Annotated in this window: 7 protein-coding genes; 1 reads left to right on the plus strand and 6 read right to left on the minus strand. The window is 45.1% G+C overall.

Features of this window, described 5'->3' with window-relative positions:
- Positions 1–110: 110 nt before the first annotated feature.
- Complete coding sequence (locus tag D0T20_RS05625; protein WP_020973320.1) at positions 111–254, minus strand: hypothetical protein; 144 nt, start codon at positions 252–254, stop codon at positions 111–113.
- Between the two features lie 415 nt (positions 255–669).
- Here D0T20_RS05625 and D0T20_RS05630 point away from each other — a divergent pair, with 415 nt between their 5' ends.
- Entirely contained in the window at positions 670–2,061 is a 1,392-nt protein-coding gene (locus D0T20_RS05630; protein WP_116438653.1) for an MFS transporter, read from the plus strand.
- A 312-nt stretch (positions 2,062–2,373) separates the two neighbouring features.
- Here D0T20_RS05630 and D0T20_RS05635 read toward each other — a convergent pair whose 3' ends face one another.
- The 5 genes from D0T20_RS05635 to D0T20_RS05660 form a co-directional block, all read right to left on the minus strand.
- Entirely contained in the window at positions 2,374–3,054 is a 681-nt protein-coding gene (locus D0T20_RS05635; protein WP_116438654.1) for a GNAT family N-acetyltransferase, read from the minus strand.
- A 102-nt stretch (positions 3,055–3,156) separates the two neighbouring features.
- Positions 3,157–7,416 carry an ATP-dependent DNA helicase gene (locus D0T20_RS05640; RefSeq protein ID WP_116438655.1) on the minus strand — a complete coding sequence of 1,420 codons (4,260 nt, stop codon included), beginning with the start codon at positions 7,414–7,416 and terminating at the stop codon, positions 3,157–3,159.
- Positions 7,406–12,307 (minus strand): PD-(D/E)XK nuclease family protein, encoded by a 4,902-nt coding sequence (locus D0T20_RS05645; RefSeq protein WP_116438656.1) that lies wholly within the window; start codon positions 12,305–12,307, stop codon positions 7,406–7,408. The genes D0T20_RS05640 and D0T20_RS05645 overlap by 11 nt, the downstream gene beginning before the upstream one ends.
- A 419-nt stretch (positions 12,308–12,726) precedes the next feature.
- A complete protein-coding gene (locus tag D0T20_RS05650; RefSeq protein ID WP_102704916.1) occupies positions 12,727–13,494 on the minus strand; it encodes a hypothetical protein in 768 nt (255 codons plus the stop codon).
- A 616-nt stretch (positions 13,495–14,110) separates the two neighbouring features.
- Positions 14,111–18,130 carry a DNA-directed RNA polymerase subunit beta' gene (locus tag D0T20_RS05660; RefSeq protein WP_116438657.1) on the minus strand — a complete coding sequence of 1,340 codons (4,020 nt, stop codon included), beginning with the start codon at positions 18,128–18,130 and terminating at the stop codon, positions 14,111–14,113.
- Positions 18,131–18,150: the final 20 nt, after the last annotated feature.

Genomic DNA, 18,150 nt, shown 5'->3' on the forward strand with positions numbered 1-18,150 from the left:
TGCCTTACAAGGCTGTCTTACAAGGCTGTCTTAAAATGCCAACAAAAATGCCGCGAAAAATGAAAGTCAAAAATATTAAGCTAAATCTAGTGCTCTAGCACTCTAATACTCTAATGCTTGCCGTATTTTTTCCAAATCTTAATTCCAATACCAACAAGAACAACCACGATTGCAAAAATCATGGAGCCAAGTATTGCAGAACCCGATTGAGTGTTAGCGAATCCAGCTGCCGAGCAAATAAGTGAACCAAACATTTCTTGCCTTCCCAGTTTGTTTGAAACCTATAACACAATTCTACAATACTTTTCTTCAAAAGATAATCGCTATATACAATCGCAAAAATCGTAAAAACAATCACATCACAATAGACGCGACTAATCTGCGGAATCGCTTTTCCGCACTTTGTACCACATTTGACCTAAAACACGTACAAAAAGCGGAACCAATTAACGCACTTTGTACCAAATTTGACCTAAAACACGTACAAAAAGCGGAACCAATTAACGCACTTTGTACCAAATTCCACCCAAATCACGTACAAAGTCGGGAAGAAACAAAACAACATCGGCAAACTTTGACGCCATAATGTAGACTAGAAAGACACTCAAAAATCAATCATGTTAATCATGTTAAACATGTTAAGCGCGTACAAATTTAAGGGAAGTGAATATGTCATCGAAATCGGCGCAGCCAAAGTCTTCGCCTATGTCAAACTACGTAAGATTGTTCTCTTTTGAAGGAACACGAGCGTTTTGCATATCTGGAGCAATAGCAAGGCTGCCTATTTCGATGATGGGCTTAGGAATTGTTCTGGCATTAAACCACATTTACAACAATTGGACAATTGCAGGCACAATGAGCGCAGCATACGTGCTATCGCAAGCAGCTGTAACGCCATTATACGCAAAGCTTTTTGATAGATTCGGCCAGCGAAAAGTGGGCGTAATCGCCCTAAGTGCGCAAGTTGTTTGCATGCTGTCGTTTGCAACCGCCGCACTTTTCCACATACCTTTGCCAATATTATTTGCGCTTGCAATTTTAATGGGTGTTACACAATTTGCGTTCGGCGCGCTTGTTAGAACTCGCTGGGCATATACGCTTAAAAATCAAAGCGACGACACTTTGCTAAACGTTGCATACGCGCTGGAATCTGGAATTGACGAGATTGTGTTTATATTCGGACCAATTCTTGCTGCATGGCTTGCCACTAGCGTTCACCCTGTATCTCAGCTTTTTGTGCCAGTTCTAGCAAGCGGACTAGGCGGAGCATGGTTCTTATCGCTTAAAAACACGCAGCCTGCGGTTGTTAAAATCGTGCAAGTAGAAAGCGCACCCGCAAATGATGAAGATGTGCAAGTCGCGCTGGAAAATGGCCCTTACACAGCAAGTGAGGACTCATCGAAAAATGGCAAGAAACTAATCGCAAAAAATCTTAGAGATAGGCTTTCACTAAAACAGCTGAGGAACACAAATCGCAAAAACAAGCCAAAAAACGTGCTTCTATACCGCGGAATTATACCGCTTGTTGTTATGTTCCTTGTTTTTAACATGAGTTTTAGCGCCTTTGACGTATCTGTTACAGCAGCAATGCGCGCGCAAGGATTAGACAAACTGATTGGCTTGCAACTTGCGCTGTTTGCATGCGTGTCTTTAGTTGGAGCCGTTATTTTTGGCTCGCATAAATTCCGCGGATCCAACTGGTCTCATCTAATCGTGTTTCTAAGCCTGCTTACTATTGGCTTTATTCTTATGAACATTAACATAGATAGGCTTGTGCTTCTAAGCATTTTTGAGCTTTTAAGTGGACTATGCGTTTCGCCGATTTTTGCAACTGGAAACCTTATTGTTAAAGACACAATTCCCGAGCATTCGCTTACTGAAGGATTATCGTGGCTTCCAACAGCATCCGCGACTGGCGCCTCGCTTGGATCCATGGTTGCGGGATTTGCGATTGACGCGTGGAGTTCGCGCGGAGGAATGATGGTTCCGTGGATTTCTACGCTTGTTGCGATTCCAATCGCGTCAATTGGGTGGATTATTGTAACGCGCAAGCGCAGTTAATACGCGCAAGCATTCTTCCGCATTTTGTACGCGCGACGACCTGCCTGAGCACTTAGAGCGTAGCGTGCGAGGGCAATTCGGAGCGCTGAGCCGCTCAAGGCAGAAGCATTGCTTCTGCGCTGCAAAGCGCTTTGACTGAGCTTGAAATTGCATAACGCATTTCAAGCTCCTTCAAAGCGTGATTTGGCTCAAATGTAAAGTCCAGTGGACTTTACATGCCAAATCAGCCGAGCGGCTACTAATAGCCGCGAGGAATAGCGCGCTTAGACCGCGCGAACGATTGGTCAAATTTGGTACAAAAAGCGGAGTTAATCAGCGCGACCGATGCGTGCGTCTGGTGCGGTTTACAAACGGCTCGCCAGAGTATATGTACAAGTCTTCAACAAGGTCTTTTACGCGATCCGCGTACTTTTCGTGATCTTTTTTAGCCCACGTAGCATCTCGCCTAAGCCCGTGATAATCGTAAAAACTAACATCGCAAGCTGTATCTGTGTGCAAAAAGTAGCGGTTCACTCCGCGGCTGCGCAAATGTTGCATTGTGCGCTTCCACAATCCGCCGCCGACTCCGTGCCCGCGAGCGTCTGGAGAAACAATAAAAAGCTCCAACTCTGCTTGCGTTAAGTCGTTAACATGGCTCATCGCCTCTAACTTGCGCTCAATCTGGCCCATGCCAATCGCAGAATCCAACGCTTTTGCGTGCAAAGAATCGCCTTTGCTAGACATCTTTGCTTCTTGCTCTTCTAACATCTTCTGAACTTGCTTAAACAGCACTTTATCTCCGTACACGCGCGCAAGAAGCAGCCCCATAAATTTGCCGTTTATTGTTGCAACAGTTCCGTAAGTAGAAGGCTCCAAATAGTGCAGCACAAATCGCCTAGAAAGATTGCGCGAAGCGTCTGCTCCAACAGCATTCGCGATCCCCCATGTGCGCTCGTATTCTTCTACGATTGCGTCAATGTCGTTAATTTTAACTGGACGAAACTCAACCGTCATTTTGTCCTTCTTTTACTTTTACTAACTTTACTTTTACTAACTTTACTTTTACTAACTTAAATCGGCTTATGCTCTACTTTTAGATTACCAAATACGTTGATTCTAAAAAGACGCCTCGCTCAAAATCTCGTCACGAGTTTTGCACAACGCGTGAATCTCGCGATTTTCCGCACGCGCCTCGCTAACATAGTAAAGAGTGGCGTCAATGCATCTTAAATCAACGTTTGTTGCGCGCGCAAGCAGCAGCCTATACCAGTCAAGCTGCTCAAGTTTTAGGCGAATATCTTCCGCACTTTTTGGCCGCTTACCCGTCTTCCAGTCAACGATTGTGTAGAGTTTTGATTCGTCGTTAGCGTCTAATCCCCCTGCAAAAACAGCATCCAAAGTGCCATTGATGATTCTATTTGCAAATTCTGCATTATCGATTTGCATTAAAATCGGCGTTTCTGCGGCAAGCGGCACTCGTTTTGCCCAACGCGATTCTATAAGCCGTTGCTTCCATTCGTCTAGTTGAGCGTCTTGAGATTTGGCCAAATCATTAGCAAAGTACGCATTCTTGCGACTTTGATTAAATTCGTAAAGCAAATCTTTGCGAGTCTGAGGAACAAATTGCTCATCTAACAAAGTTCCGCTTTCTACAACTGACTGCCACTTAGCACACTCGCATGCGCTAGAAGGCACTGCAGAGTCTACAAATTGTTGCGCCCAAGCGTGGAACTTGGTGCCAAGATTTGCATCAATTGACGAAATGGACGGAATTGGTCGAATGCAAGCCAATAGATTGTTGTAAACTCGATTGTTTGCGCGCGCGCTAGCGTTTGCGTTTACACCAGGCGCAACTTTGCTTATTTTTTGCAAAGACGTTACGTTAAGCCTAGATCCGTTGGAAATCTTTTCCACCTTTTTTGCCAAGTCTTCTAGTGAATAATCGCCAGCATTTTGCGCAGTTAAATCGGCATCTTGAACAAACGCTTTTGCGCGGCAATAAAGAGATTTTTGAGAAGATATTAAGGAAGATTTGCCATTAAAATCGCCAGTAAAATCTTCACTCTTAACAAGCTTTGCAGATTCTTGAAGCGCATTTTCTACATCTTCGCTCAAAGCACAAGGCCATTCAAGCACGCTTTCTTTAGTATGCGAATCGCTTTGAACTTTAATTTTTCCAAAATCTTTAGCAAACTCATGCGCAAAATCGCCTGCAATAAAGCCAAAAACGTCTTCACTGGAAACGTCTTCACTGGAATCATCAGAATTACTAGAATCCACAGAATCCACAGAATCCGCAGAATCGCCAGAATTTTCCGCCTCGCATCTTTTAACCTCAATCACACCATTAAGCGACTTTATAGCTTCCATCGACTCCTTAAGAAACACCGAAGCTGCACGCTTTCGCCCATTTTCTTCCGAATCTCCCGAATTTGCTGAACCAGTTAAAAGCGCTGCAAACTTTGCGCGAGTAAGAGCAACGTACATAAGGTGTCGCTCGTCCATGTGAAGCTGAATTCCGCGCTCCTCACTTTGCGTAAATGGCATAAAATCAACGCTTTGCTGGGATTTATACGCATTATACACACGGCGAGTTTCTTCGCTCAAAAAATCGCCAGAATCCGAAGAATCACAAGCATCCGCAGAGCCAGCATCCACCTCTTGAACAGCCTGCGCAAAATCACACAAAGCTTTGATTCTATCTGGCTTAATCTCGTCAAAAATCTTTTGCACACTATCCAAGTCTTGCATTGCTTTTTCTGGGTGCATTGCCTCCGCGCGCGTTACTGTATGCGGAAAATGCGGCAAAATATTGGCATCCACGCGCAACGCAGAAGGCACGCTTGCAGCAAACTCAATCGGTATGCGAGCGCTGGCTTGCCCATTATCATCAACTTTTAGCGAATCGCCTTGATTGCTTGGAAAAGCGCCCTCGTTTAGCCCAACTACAGCAACTGCAGGCCATTGCAAACCCTTTGATTGGTGAACTGTCATTAAAACAACTTGCGCGCTATTTTGCTCTGTTATAGATGCTTGCGAATCAAGCGTTTTTGCTGAGTCAATCCAGCTTATTAGTCCACGCAAACTAACATCTTGCCACTCGCCCATCTCTTGCACATACGTTTCTACAATCGCGTTTAGCGAATCTAGCACATTGTGCATGTCGTTAAGCATTGTTTGATTGCTAAAATCCTTGTATTTTAAGGCCGCTCCAACAGCGCTATCAATGTCTACGTTAAGCGCTTCAACAGCTGATTGCATAACGCTTGTTAGCGAATTTCTTTGCACGCGATCAACTTTATTTAGGATTTTACTAAGTCGGCTTACGGCAGCGAATGCATGCTCGCTCAGCTTCTCTCGCATTCGACTAACCCAATAATCGCCAAAATCGCCAGCAACCGCAGACTTACCAGAATCGCCACTCGCCCCAAAATCGCGCATAATCAAATCTGCCAAATACACTCCGCCATAAATATTTATGACTTGCCCAGATATTTCCCCACTATTTGTCTTATTTCTAAGATTGCGAATAGCAGAATCCCACTGGCTTCTAGGCAATCCCTCCTCAACAAGCCCAGCCGATGCATACACGTTGTAAAGATATTCCATATTCGCACTATTTGCGATTGATGCCAATGTGCTCAAATCCGCAGTAGATAGCGCAAAACGAGGAGTGGCAAGAAGACGCATAAGCGAATTTGAATCGCTATGATCTTGAACAACTCTTAGCAAACTCAAAACGTCTTTAACTGCAGGCTTTTCAATAATCGAAGAGTAGCCAACTATGCTTGTGCGAATCCCAGCATCCTCCAGTTTTTGAGCATATTGTGGCATTTTTGCTTTACTTCTAAACAGAATTGCAAGTTGCGGCTCGAGCGGATTTTCGCCATATTTTTCAACGATTTTCTTAGCGAATCGCACAACTGCATCAATTTCTTCACCTTGATTTGGCATAAACAACGCACCAACAGTGCCATTTGGCGCATCATCTTTTGGCTTTAAGGTTTCCACTTGCACTTCGCGATCGTCAATGCTGCTAAACCTACGACTTGCGTTTTGCGTTGAAGTATCGCCATTTTCTACGCGCATTGGCTCAGTTAGCGCGTTTGCAACTTTTAGTATAAACAGCGAATTTCTGCGCGTAACAGTTAGCGAATACTTGTTTTGCGTGCTTATGTTAAAGTCTTGTTCAAACTTGCAAAAAGCTCCAGTTGAAGCGCCTCTAAACGAGTAGATTGCTTGGAACGGGTCGCCTACTGCCATAACATGCGTGCGATTCCCCTCTGCAGCATCAAAATCGTCATAAAACAGCGTATTTATAAGCATTGCTTGCGTTGTAGAAGTATCTTGATACTCATCTAAAAGAACTTGCGAATATTGATTCCTGTATTGCGCACAAATCGAAGGAAAATGCGTAACCAAATAGTAAGCTGCAATCGTAAAATCGCTAAATTGCGCCATGTTTACGCGCTTTTTTTCGGCGTCAAATTGTAAAACAAGATCTAGCAAAATGTCTCGTTTTAGGCAAGCGTTGTATAGATTTATGCAAAATTGCAAGCACGAATCATCCCAATATTTTTCGTAACTTTTACACGCATCCTTAAATTTTTCCGCAGACGCTTTCTCCACGTCTTGCTCGCTCATTCCAGCTGTTTTTTTGACTTTTTTGTATTTTGGAATTGCTGGAGCTTTTGCGCTTAGTGGCGATTCTACTTTTTTATCTGCAATAACGTTTTTTAAGTGTTTTGCAAACTCATTATTCCACTCGCGTATTTTTTGAACAGCTTGAGGCACGCTTGAGCACGTTGCGCCTACACTATCTACTCCAATCATCGAGCACGATATTTCGGAGCAAAGATTAATAACATCAGCGCACAAAGTGTCAAAATTGTATAGCTTACTTAAATTTTTAGCGTTATTTTGTGGATTATCTAAATATTTTCCGATTATACTTTTTATGATTTCCATCGCGCCAGCATCGCTTAATGGCATTGTGTTTTGATTAAAGCCAACCAAAAGCCCGTATCTTCTTACGATTGATTGAAAGAACGCGTCGTACGTCATAACTTCTGGCTTTAAGAATGACTTTGCGCCGCTTGCACCATTTGCTCCGCTTGCACTAACCTCCGCCGAAACGCGACTTAGCAATTCCGCAGCAGCTTTATTTGTAAAGGTTAAACCCAATATGGACTCTGGCGGAACTTTGCTTTTAATTAAATGTATTACGCGACGAGTCATAGTGTACGTTTTGCCGCTGCCAGCTCCAGCAACTATTAGCACGTCTTGATTAATCGGCGCTTCTATAACGTTTTTTTGCTCTAAACTTGGACCACTATTAGGTGTGGATTTTACGGCGCTAACGTTGTTATTGCTCATTTTTACCTTCAATCACTTCGTAAACAGTGTCCACTTTTTCCGCACACGCAGGGCAAACGTCTAAACATCTACAATAATTTTTATGATCCGCTTTTGGCTCTACAGCAAAACTTGTTGACTTAACAGCAGCAGCGGCAAAAAATACGCGAGATATCATCATAAGCGACCATTTTGCGCGCATTGGCAATTTCACAAAATCCGCCCACGCACTTTGACTTACGCCTTGCGCAGGATTTTGCTCATCAATACTTGGAAGATCGTAAAGTCGATTATTGTTAGAATATCTGTAACGACTTATGATTTCACTAGCGCTTAGCGAGCCATCTTCGTCAAACAGCGAAGGCTGACAAATATTCTCCGCAACACCATTATCTTGCGCAGGAGAATCCTTATACACAACGTGGAACAGCGCACTTCGCGCGATTTTTGTGTGCTTAAGCTTTAGCAGTTGCTCATAATCTTTGTTGTTTTCGGAGCAAAAAACAATTCCTAGTTGATAGCAAATAAGTTGCAAATCGTTAAAAACTTGCTGTGTTTTAGGAACTTTTCCTGTTTTATAGTCGATTAGGCGAATTTGTTGCGTGTTGTCGTTTAACTTTCTAAGCTCCATGCGGTCGATTCGCCCCTGGATTCTAACGCGCAAATCGCATGAGCCGCCATTAGGCCATCCGCCTACCAAAAATCCCATTATTGAATAAAGATCTTCCAAACTTGTTTGCGATTTAGCAGCAAGATTGTACGCGTTTAGAATATCGTCAAAGCCAAAAGTGGCGTTTATTTTGCACTCGCAATAAGCTTTCTCAAGACTACCCAAAGGAACATCTGCAATAGTCGGCTTAGCTGTCTTTGACTTTTCGGGTGCAGGCAGAATCTTTGTTACAACACCATCTTCGTCTTTTTGCACAAGAATCGGGTAATTTTGCCCGTTTAGCGAGCCTACAAAATATTGAGCAATCGTGTAAAGCGCGCGGCGAACATTCAAATCGTTTTTTATAAAACGGTAGCGGTCTTTTACGTTAGAAATACTAGAATCACTCGGGCAAATCGAGTAATAATGCTCAATCATCTTATTTGCAACGTCTTCAATCGCCTTTTTTTGCAAAGCGCTAAACGAATCAAACGAAAAATCAAAGTCCGCAGATTCCTGCGCGCGAGTGCCAACAAACCCGCTAACAAACGCTTGAAGCTGTGGGTAGTTTTTGCGCAAATAATCGTTGTCTAAATGCTCATCTTGACTTGCCCACCTTGCAGTTTCGTGAATAAGCGTACCGAATTGTGCTGCCGTACTTCCTACGGCAGGCCCCGCAAATTTACTTTCCAAAAGGCAACAAACTGGGCAAGACCAAAGTTTATCTACCATCGAAGGAGATAGAGTTACAAGATTTTTATTAGTGGAGACTTTTTCTTGTGACTTTTCTTGTGATTTTAGTGGCGATTCTTCTTGCAATTCTGCGGTTACTTGCGACTTTGCGGTTGCTTGCGATTCTGGCTTCGCAGAATCAATCGCAGAATCAATCGCAGAATCGTAATTTTTACGCATAAAATCCCAATTATCTGGATTTGCTGCATCAACTCCGTTGTTTTTCAACAGATTTAACGCATCTAACGCATCTTGAATCGTAGAATTTTTTGCCAATTTATGGCCATCATTAGAGCCACACTCCTCTTTAGCAAGCGTGATTCTAGACGCACAAACAAGACCTCTTGCATCGGCATCAACCGCCGCAAAATCGCCACAAAAATCTGTGTAATCGCAGCTTCCGTCTTGATTTCTCCAATAAATCTCTGGCAAATAGTAGTACAAAAAGTCCGAAGGAACGCAATCATCACTATTAACCGCACTTATGCAAAGATGCTTGCGAGCGCGCGTAATTGCCATTAGCAAACTTCGCTGTTCGCCAGTAAAAATCGCTTGTTTATCGCTTACGCAAATGCCATTAGGATTTTTAGAATACGCGTCAAAGAAGTACGTTATATCGCTAATATCATTACTATCGCTGCTCAAAATCCTGCTATTTAGCACAATATCAACAAGCGTTTCCGAAGCAAACATAGTGCTTCTAGCGGCAGTATTTGGCCAAACTCTCTGCTGAACAGCTGGAATCCACACGTAATCCCAAAGTCTTCCAACCGAACCAGAAGGCGTTGTAAGAGTCACAGCGTCTGGAAGAGGGGCCACGCTTGCAAGCGAATCCGCTTCGATTTCCATTTGGCAAACTTGATCAATAAACTCCGCGATTGTCGGAGCAGCCGAGACTCCATTAGGCATCTGCTGGCTTTGCGAGACTGTATACGAGAACGAATCCGCGTACTCAAAAAGCCGCATTGCAGCGTCTAGCCTATCGTTTGCAGCGCGACCTTCATCGTTGTTGCTAAGCGCTTGAATTTGCCACTTTTTAGCGCAATTGCAAAGATTCCAAGCTTTACTCAAAACGTAGCTAACTTGATTTTCTCCGCTATTTTTAACTTTTTCAAGGTTATTTTTTAGGTTTTTAGAAAGTCTTAGCACAATATTAAACACGCGCATTAACGCACGCGTATGAACACTGTTTGGGCGCATTTTTTGCAAAACAGAAAAGATTTCTGTAGATTTTGCGCCTTGAGTCTCTTCGTCTTCTAAATCGCCAGAATCCACGGAATCGCCAGAATCGCCAGCAACCGAAGAGCAGCCGTCAATAAACGCCTTAAGAATCAAAATGTAGCACGACTCAATGCTAAATTGCGTGCTATTTGCGTTTGGTTGCGCGTTAAAAACGCGATTGTCAACCGTAACGTTTGTGCTTTGGGCTGCAGATGTAGATGGCTCATTTGCGCTTAAAATGCGATTGCTAAGCACTTCCCATTGCTCTATAAGCTTACTCAACGGCGAATTTGTGCCACTTGCATTTGCGCCTGAAATCACTTCGCTAAGTGAACAGATCGAGCGCATAAGCGAGTCAACAGCCGCCAAATCCGCGCAATTGTAGTCGCCAGAATCCACAAGCGGACTTTCCAAAACGGTCTTTATTCTAGAACGAACAAAATGCGCAATCGAATAAAGCGTGTAATTGCCAGAATGCACGCTTTTTGCTAAATCGTCAACACTTTTTTGACTAAATTGCGCTAACTCAATAATCGCAAAAAGCGCTTTAATAAACAGCTCGTCTCTAAGCGCGCGCGTGACGCTCGAGTAGCGCACAGGAACTCCGTCTTTTCTAAGACGCTCGCCAAACGCGCGAACTGTTGCATTATCGTGCGCAATTAAAGCCATGTCTTTCCACGGAATCTTATTGTCTAGATGAGCGCGCTTTATTTGCCAAATAACGCAATCCATCTCTTGGCTAGGAGTTCTGTACAAATCGCCAGAAACCGAAGAATTTTCTGTTTTTTGCAAATTTAATTCGATTTTTTCTATAGGAAAAGCACCTTGAATATTGGCCATTTTCCAAGCCCTGCGGGCCATTGGCGTTTGCGTTGGCATAAGCGAAGCAATCGAAAGAGAAACGCGTGCAGAAAAAAGATTTAGCGCAATTGAGCGATTGGAGTGGTTTAGAAAATCGCGTATATTTTGCGATTCTTGGCGCTTTACATTTTGCGATGTCTGTTTTGCAAAATCTTCGCCAAATCCTTCGAGCTTATAATCGCAAATTTTAGAAACAGCAGCTTGCATAACGCCATTTTGCGCTGATTCAACAACGTAATCTGGGTACGATCCGCGGAAGGATTGAACGGATTCGTCGGGATTCGCCGTTAAAACAATTTTCACACCCAAGCGCGCTAGCGACTCAAGAAAAGCCAAACCAGCAAGCGTTACGTCGTGAAAATCGTCAACAACTAACATGCGCGGAAGGAAGAGCTTAAGAGCGTAAAATTCAAGGGAAGAATCGCAAGATTCATTAGCACTATTGCAATGTAAATTATTAAAAATATCGTTCAAAATTTGAACGCCACTTGCCAAAAGCCTAGAAGAATCAAGCCTAAAAGCGTTCGGATACTTTTTGAGAACGCAATCCGCATACTCGCTTCTAAGAGCAAAAGCCAAATTCCATTGAGTTCTAATGCGGCTAACAATAATAGACGATACAAAATCCGAGTTAACACTAAGATGCGAGTCCAAACTGTTCAACATATTTTTTTCCGCAAAATCGCTTACAATGCCCATCTCGTCTAAGCGCGCGAGCATATCTCGAAGTTGGTGAATAAAAGCGCTATTTACAGAGATGTTAGAGATGTAATTAGAATCTAGCGAATCAGGTGAATCGAGCGAATCATCGCTATTTTGCGCGTTTTGTAATTTAGAAATTGTGTAAATCCAAGAATTTTTAGAAGAATCGCTAGAAGAATCTTTAGAAGAAGAATCTTTAGAATAGTCGCTAGCAAAATACTCGCTAAAAAGAGCGCAAACTTTGCAATTGCCACTATCGCCTTGCAAAACGTGATTAACGTGTACGCGCACAACTTCGCGAAGAAGCGCATCTTGCTCAGCGCCATTAAGCAACTTAGGTGCAGGCATGCCAAAAAGCTTGTTTCGCGCGGAAATCAAACTAAACGCAAGCGCGGAAAGTGTGCCAACTGGGCGCGATTGATGCGAAACACCCAAGTTTTGAATCACGTAATCCGACATTCGTGCAGCTGTAGAGCGATTTTGAGCAGCGGCAACAGCTATATCACCACGAATAGCGTTTTTTAGCAAAAGCTGCGCAGCGCGATTATTGAGCGAGCAAGGCGAATCAGATGCCGCGCTCCAATCAAAACGCAAACCCAAAAGCAACGCGCTAAGCGCAAAGCTTGACTTGCCAGCGTTTGGTGCTCCAAAAACAAGCAAAACATTGGTGTTGCGTTCATGCGCGTTTTTAAGAGTGCCTTCAAGCAACGACTGAACGTCTGTTAGCGCAGATTCTTCCGTACACATAAACACAATTCTACCAACTGGCTTAGTTTGTATGTAACTTAGTAGTGCGTTTGTACCAAAAAATGCCCAAATTAGATACAATCGCACTACAAGGCAGGTCGTCGTTAGCGCAGATTAGCTGCGCTCACGTCTTCGCCGCACGTAAAGTCCACTGGACTTTACGTTTGAGCCAAATCACGCTTTGAAGGAGCTTGAAATGCGCTATGCAATTTCAAGCTCAGTCAAAGCGCCCATGCAAGTAGATTCGCGCGCGTGTCGTGTCGCTTGATTCCGCACTTTGTACCAAATTTGACCCAAAAATGGTACAAAACGCGGAAGGTCGCTCGCGCGGATTAACCGCGCTCACGTCTTCGCCGCGCAGAAGCAATGCTTCTGCCTTGAGCGGCTCAGCGCTCCGAATTGCCTTCTCGCGCTACGCTCTAAGCTCGAAGGCAGGTCGTCGCGCGATCGTTTTTAATCGCAAGAAATGCTATTCCAATGCCAATAAAAATCAGCGTAAAAATGGCAAGCAAATAAACAACACCAACTCCAAGAGTTGTGGAATTAAACGTGTTTAGCGCAAAACCAAACCACCCTGCAGGCGCTTTGTAGTTCAAAAAATTGTACGGCGCTGCCATAGCATGCTCTCCCCAACGCACGCCAGCAAACTCGCTTAGAGCAACAGCGTACGCAACGTAAGTGAGCGGCGGAATCGTAGCAAAATAAACGTGCGCACGGCTGGACTTGTATTTGTAGTCAAAAAGAATAAAGTCAAAAATCGCAAGCAACGGCGTTATAAAATGCACGCATAAGCTTGAGCACCCATTGTTCATGTACGCGCCAACAAATCCGAGCTTATTTGTAGGAGCCAAAAAGCACAGATACAGCGTAAACGTGACGGCAATCGAAATCGTCATCATAAATTTAAAAACGTACCATGCGTTTGGCTTTGAATCTACCCAGCCGCCAGTGCGCTCAGCCTGCACACCCTGCTCATCGCTTTTAGACTTAAGCGCACTTCGCGCGTCTAGAATCAGCGAGCCAAGCAGCGCCGCGCAAATCATCAAGTTAGAAAGATTCGTAAAATACGTTAGCGCCATTGAATCCCAAGACATTGCCATTCCGTAAATGGATGAAACTATTGCAATAACTCGAATTATGGTTCTTGTAACGTAATCTTTGCGCGTTAGGACTAGTGTTTCGCTCATTTTAAGCTCGCTTTCAAATAAGTTTTAATTCTTATTTATGTTCTTCGATTATTTATGTTCTTCGATTTTTCACATAAACACATTTCGTTTTACATAAATAAGATTTACTATACTTGACTCCGATCTATAAATAGCAAAACGTGCAAAATTCAATGGCGATTTTTGTAGATAATGCCAAACAATCTGCCGCAACGCCACGACCTACCTTGTAGTGCGTTTGTACCGAATTTACGGCGTGTCGCCATACAATCGCACTACATAAACACGCAAATCTGTAGTGCAGCTAAGCGCGCGAGCGTCTTCGCCGCGCAGAAGCAGTGCTTCTGCTTTGAGCGGCTCAGCGCTCCGAATTGCCTTTTCGCGCTACGCTTTAAGCGAAAAGGCAGGTCAGAGCGCACGGCTATTAGTAGCCGCTCGGCTGATTTGGCACATAAAGTCCACTGGACTTTATGCCTGAGCCAAATCACGCTTTGAAGGAGCTTGAAACGCGTTATGCAATTTCAAGCTCAGTCAAAGCGAACAAAAAAGCCGCTGCAAGATGCGTAAAACAACTTGCAACGGCTAGTCGAAGCAGATTTGCTTGATTAAGCAATCACACAATTAAGCAATCACATGATTACTCAATGTCATCATCGTAATCACTCTGACCACCTTGATCGTCAAGATAATCATCTGGATTAAAATCATCACCGAGCTTCATGTCTCCAAAATCAATGTTGGAGAAGTCAACATCTGCCATGTCGCTTTCACCAAAGTTTGATGGAGTGCTATTTTCAGCAGTCACAGCAAGATTTGGATACATAGCGTCACGAACTTCTGGATCCGCAGACACATCCGCATTACGGTAGCGCGCCAAACCAGTACCAGCTGGAATGAGCTTACCAATAATCACGTTCTCCTTTAGACCCTTAAGATCATCTTCCTTCTGGCTCAAAGCAGCCTCAGTAAGCACGCGTGTAGTCTCCTGGAAGGATGCGGCAGAAAGCCAAGAATCCGTAGCCAAAGAAGCCTTGGTAATACCCATAAGCTCTGGTCGACCAGCAGCAGGCTTACCGCCATTCTTAACGGCAGCAAGATTTGCCTCGCGGAACTTTGCCTGATCCACAAGCTCACCTGGAAGAAGCTCAGTGTCTCCAGAATCAATCACCGTAATACGGCGAAGCATCTGGTGAACAATAACCTCAATGTGCTTATCGTGAATATCAACGCCCTGAGAACGGTAAACGTTGTGAACTTCTTCCACAATATTCACCTGAGCTGCACGCGGGCCAAGGATTCGCAAAATCTTCTTAGGATCCACAGAACCCTCAATAAGCTGCGTGCCAACCTCAACGTGGTCGCCATCCTTAACAAGCATTGGAGCACGGCGAGTTACTGGGTAAACGATTGGCTCAACGGTTGTATCGTCTGGAGTCAAAGTGACTTGACGACCGTGATCCGTATCTTCTACCTTTACAACGCCTGGGAACTCTGCGATTGGAGCCTCGCCCTTAGGAGTACGAGCCTCAAAAAGCTCGGTAACACGAGGAAGACCCTGCGTAATATCGCTTGCAGAAGCAACGCCACCAGAGTGGAAGGAACGAAGCGTAAGCTGCGTACCAGGCTCACCAATGGACTGTGCTGCAACAATACCAACAGCCTCGCCAACATCCACGAGTCGGCTTGTAGCCAAAGACCAGCCGTAGCACTTTGCGCAAACGCCACGCTTAGATTCGCAAGTAAGCACAGAGCGAGCCTTAACCTCTTCAACGCCGTGAGCAACCAAGCTGCGCAAAACGTCCATAGAAAGCGCGTCTCCACACTTTGCCAAAACTGTTGTACTGTCTGCTGGATCGAGCACGTCTGCAGCGAGCAAGCGCGAGTATGGGCCACCATCAGCAGCCTTAACAAGCGTCAAATTGCCATTTTCGTCGCGGTCTGCAATCTTCATAACAAGACCACGCTTTGTGCCGCAATCTTCTTCGCGAACAATAACTTCCTGAGAAACGTCCACAAGACGACGAGTCAAATAACCAGATTCTGCTGTACGAAGTGCGGTATCTGCCAAGCCCTTACGAGCACCGTGCTGCGAGATGAAGTACTCCAACACGGAAAGGCCATCGCGGTAGTTTGACTTAACAGGACGAGGAATAATCTCGCCCTTAGGATTTGCCACCAAGCCTCGCATACCAGCAATCTGACGAATCTGCATCCAGTTACCACGTGCGCCAGACTGAACCATAATGTTCACATTGTTGTCGTCGTGGAAGTTCTCACGCATTGCGTCTGCAACCTTATCGGTGCATTCAGTCCACAAGTTAATCAACTCTTGACGGCGCTCTTCGTCTGTAAGAAGACCCATATCGTACTGGGAGTTGATCTTTGCAGCCTGATCCTCGTAATCTTGCGCAATTTGCTCGCGATTTGGAGGAAGCACAATGTCGGAGAATGCCATTGTAACGCCCGACCAAGGTGCGCGCGTAAAGCCAAGATCCTTCAAAGCATCGAGGCTTGCGGCAACCTGAGCGGTGGAATATCGCGTAGCAATGTCGTCAACAATCTTAGAAAGAACACCCTTTGGAACCTGCTGGTTTACAAACGGATAATCCTCTGGAAGAGTGCTATTAAACAGCACGCGACCGCAAGACGTTGCAAACAGAACAGTTCCATCCTTAAAGCGCTCTTCACGCACAACATCTGGGCTGCCTGGCTCTGGGTCTACAACCTTAAGATCGCTAGGCTGCCAATCCTTTGGCAAAACAAAGTCTGCAGGAACGCGAATTAACACCTTAGCTTGCATGTCAATCTCGTGCTTGTCGAGCGCCATTTGCGCCTCTGCAAGCGAAGAGAAGATTCGGCCTTGACCCTTTGCACCGTCGATTACGGTAGACAAGTAGTACAAGCCCAAAATCATATCCTGAGATGGCATTGTAACAGTGTGACCATCTGCTGGCTTTAAGATATTGTCGGATGCCATCATCAAGCTGCGAGCTTCTGCTTGAGCTTCTGCGGAAAGTGGCAAATGCACTGCCATCTGGTCACCATCGAAGTCGGCGTTGAATGCTGCGCAAGCAAGTGGTGGCAAGTGAATTGCCTTACCTTCAACCAAGATTGGCTCAAATGCTTGAATACCCAAGCGGTGAAGCGTAGGCGCGCGGTTAAGAAGAACAGGATGCTCGGAAATAACTTCCTCGAGCACGCCCCAAACCTCGGAATCTCCGCGATCCACAAGGCGCTTGGCGCTCTTCATGTTCTGTGCAAAGCCCTGATCTACCAAACGCTTAATAACGAATGGCTTAAACAGCTCCAACGCCATTGGCTTAGGCAAACCGCATTGATGCATGCGAAGGCTTGGACCAACAACAATTACGGAACGGCCAGAATAATCCACTCGCTTACCGAGCAAGTTCTGGCGGAATCGACCCTGCTTACCTTTAAGCATATCGGAAAGCGACTTTAATGGCCTATTGGATGCGCCAGTTACTGGGCGGCCACGACGACCGTTGTCGAAGAGTGAATCAACAGCTTCCTGAAGCATGCGCTTTTCGTTATTAAGCATGATTTCAGGAGCGCCAAGCTCAATCAACCTCTTCAAACGATTATTACGGTTGATTACGCGACGGTACAAATCGTTCAAATCAGATGTTGCAAAGCGGCCACCATCAAGCTGAACCATTGGTCGCAAGTCTGGTGGAATTACTGGAATAACGTCCAAAACCATTGCTTCTGGCTTGTTTCCAGTAGTCAAGAACGCGTTCACAACCTTAAGTCGCTTCAAAGCGCGCGCCTTGCGCTGACCAGTACCATTGTCGATTTCTTCGCGAAGTTCTACAGCAGCCGACTTAAGATCGAAGTCTTGCAAGCGCTTCTTGATTGCTTCCGCGCCCATGCATCCTTCAAAGTAGTCGCCATAGCGGTCTTCCATCTCTCGCCAAAGATCAACATCGCCTTCCATATCTCCTGCACGCAAGCCCTTAAAGCGATCGAAAACTGCGTTCAAACGCTGAATTTGCTCGTCGTAGCGAGTACGGATAGCAGACATTTCGCGCTCAGCTCCAGCACGCAACTTAGACTTTGCGCTACCTTTTGCTTCGCCCGATTCTTCTAGCTCGTGAAGATCTTCTTCTGCTTTCTTTGCACGCGCATCAATCTCGTTGTCGCGGCGCTTGCGAAGATTGCCAATCTCGGTATCAAACTCGTCTTGCAAGTCTGGAAGATCCTGGTGACGCTGCTCTTCATCTACCTTAGTAACCATGTAGGCTGCAAAGTAGATGACCTTTTCCAAGTCTTTTGGAGCAATGTCGAGCAAATATCCCAAGCGGCTTGGCACACCCTTGAAGAACCAAATGTGTGTTACAGGAGCCGCAAGCTCAATATGACCCATGCGTTCACGGCGAACGCGGCTGCGTGTAACTTCCACGCCGCATCGCTCGCACACGATTCCCTTAAAGCGCACGCGCTTATACTTGCCGCACGCGCACTCCCAATCGCGAGTAGGACCAAAAATCTGCTCACCGAACAGACCATCCTTCTCTGGCTTAAGGGTACGGTAATTAATGGTTTCTGGCTTCTTAACTTCGCCGTGGCTCCAGCTACGGATGTCTTCGGCAGTGGCCAGTCCAATCCTCAGTTTGTCAAATGCGTTGACGTCCAGCACTATTATCGTCCTGTCTCATG

Source organism: Gardnerella piotii, assembly GCF_003397585.1.
Classification (GTDB): domain Bacteria; phylum Actinomycetota; class Actinomycetes; order Actinomycetales; family Bifidobacteriaceae; genus Bifidobacterium; species Bifidobacterium piotii.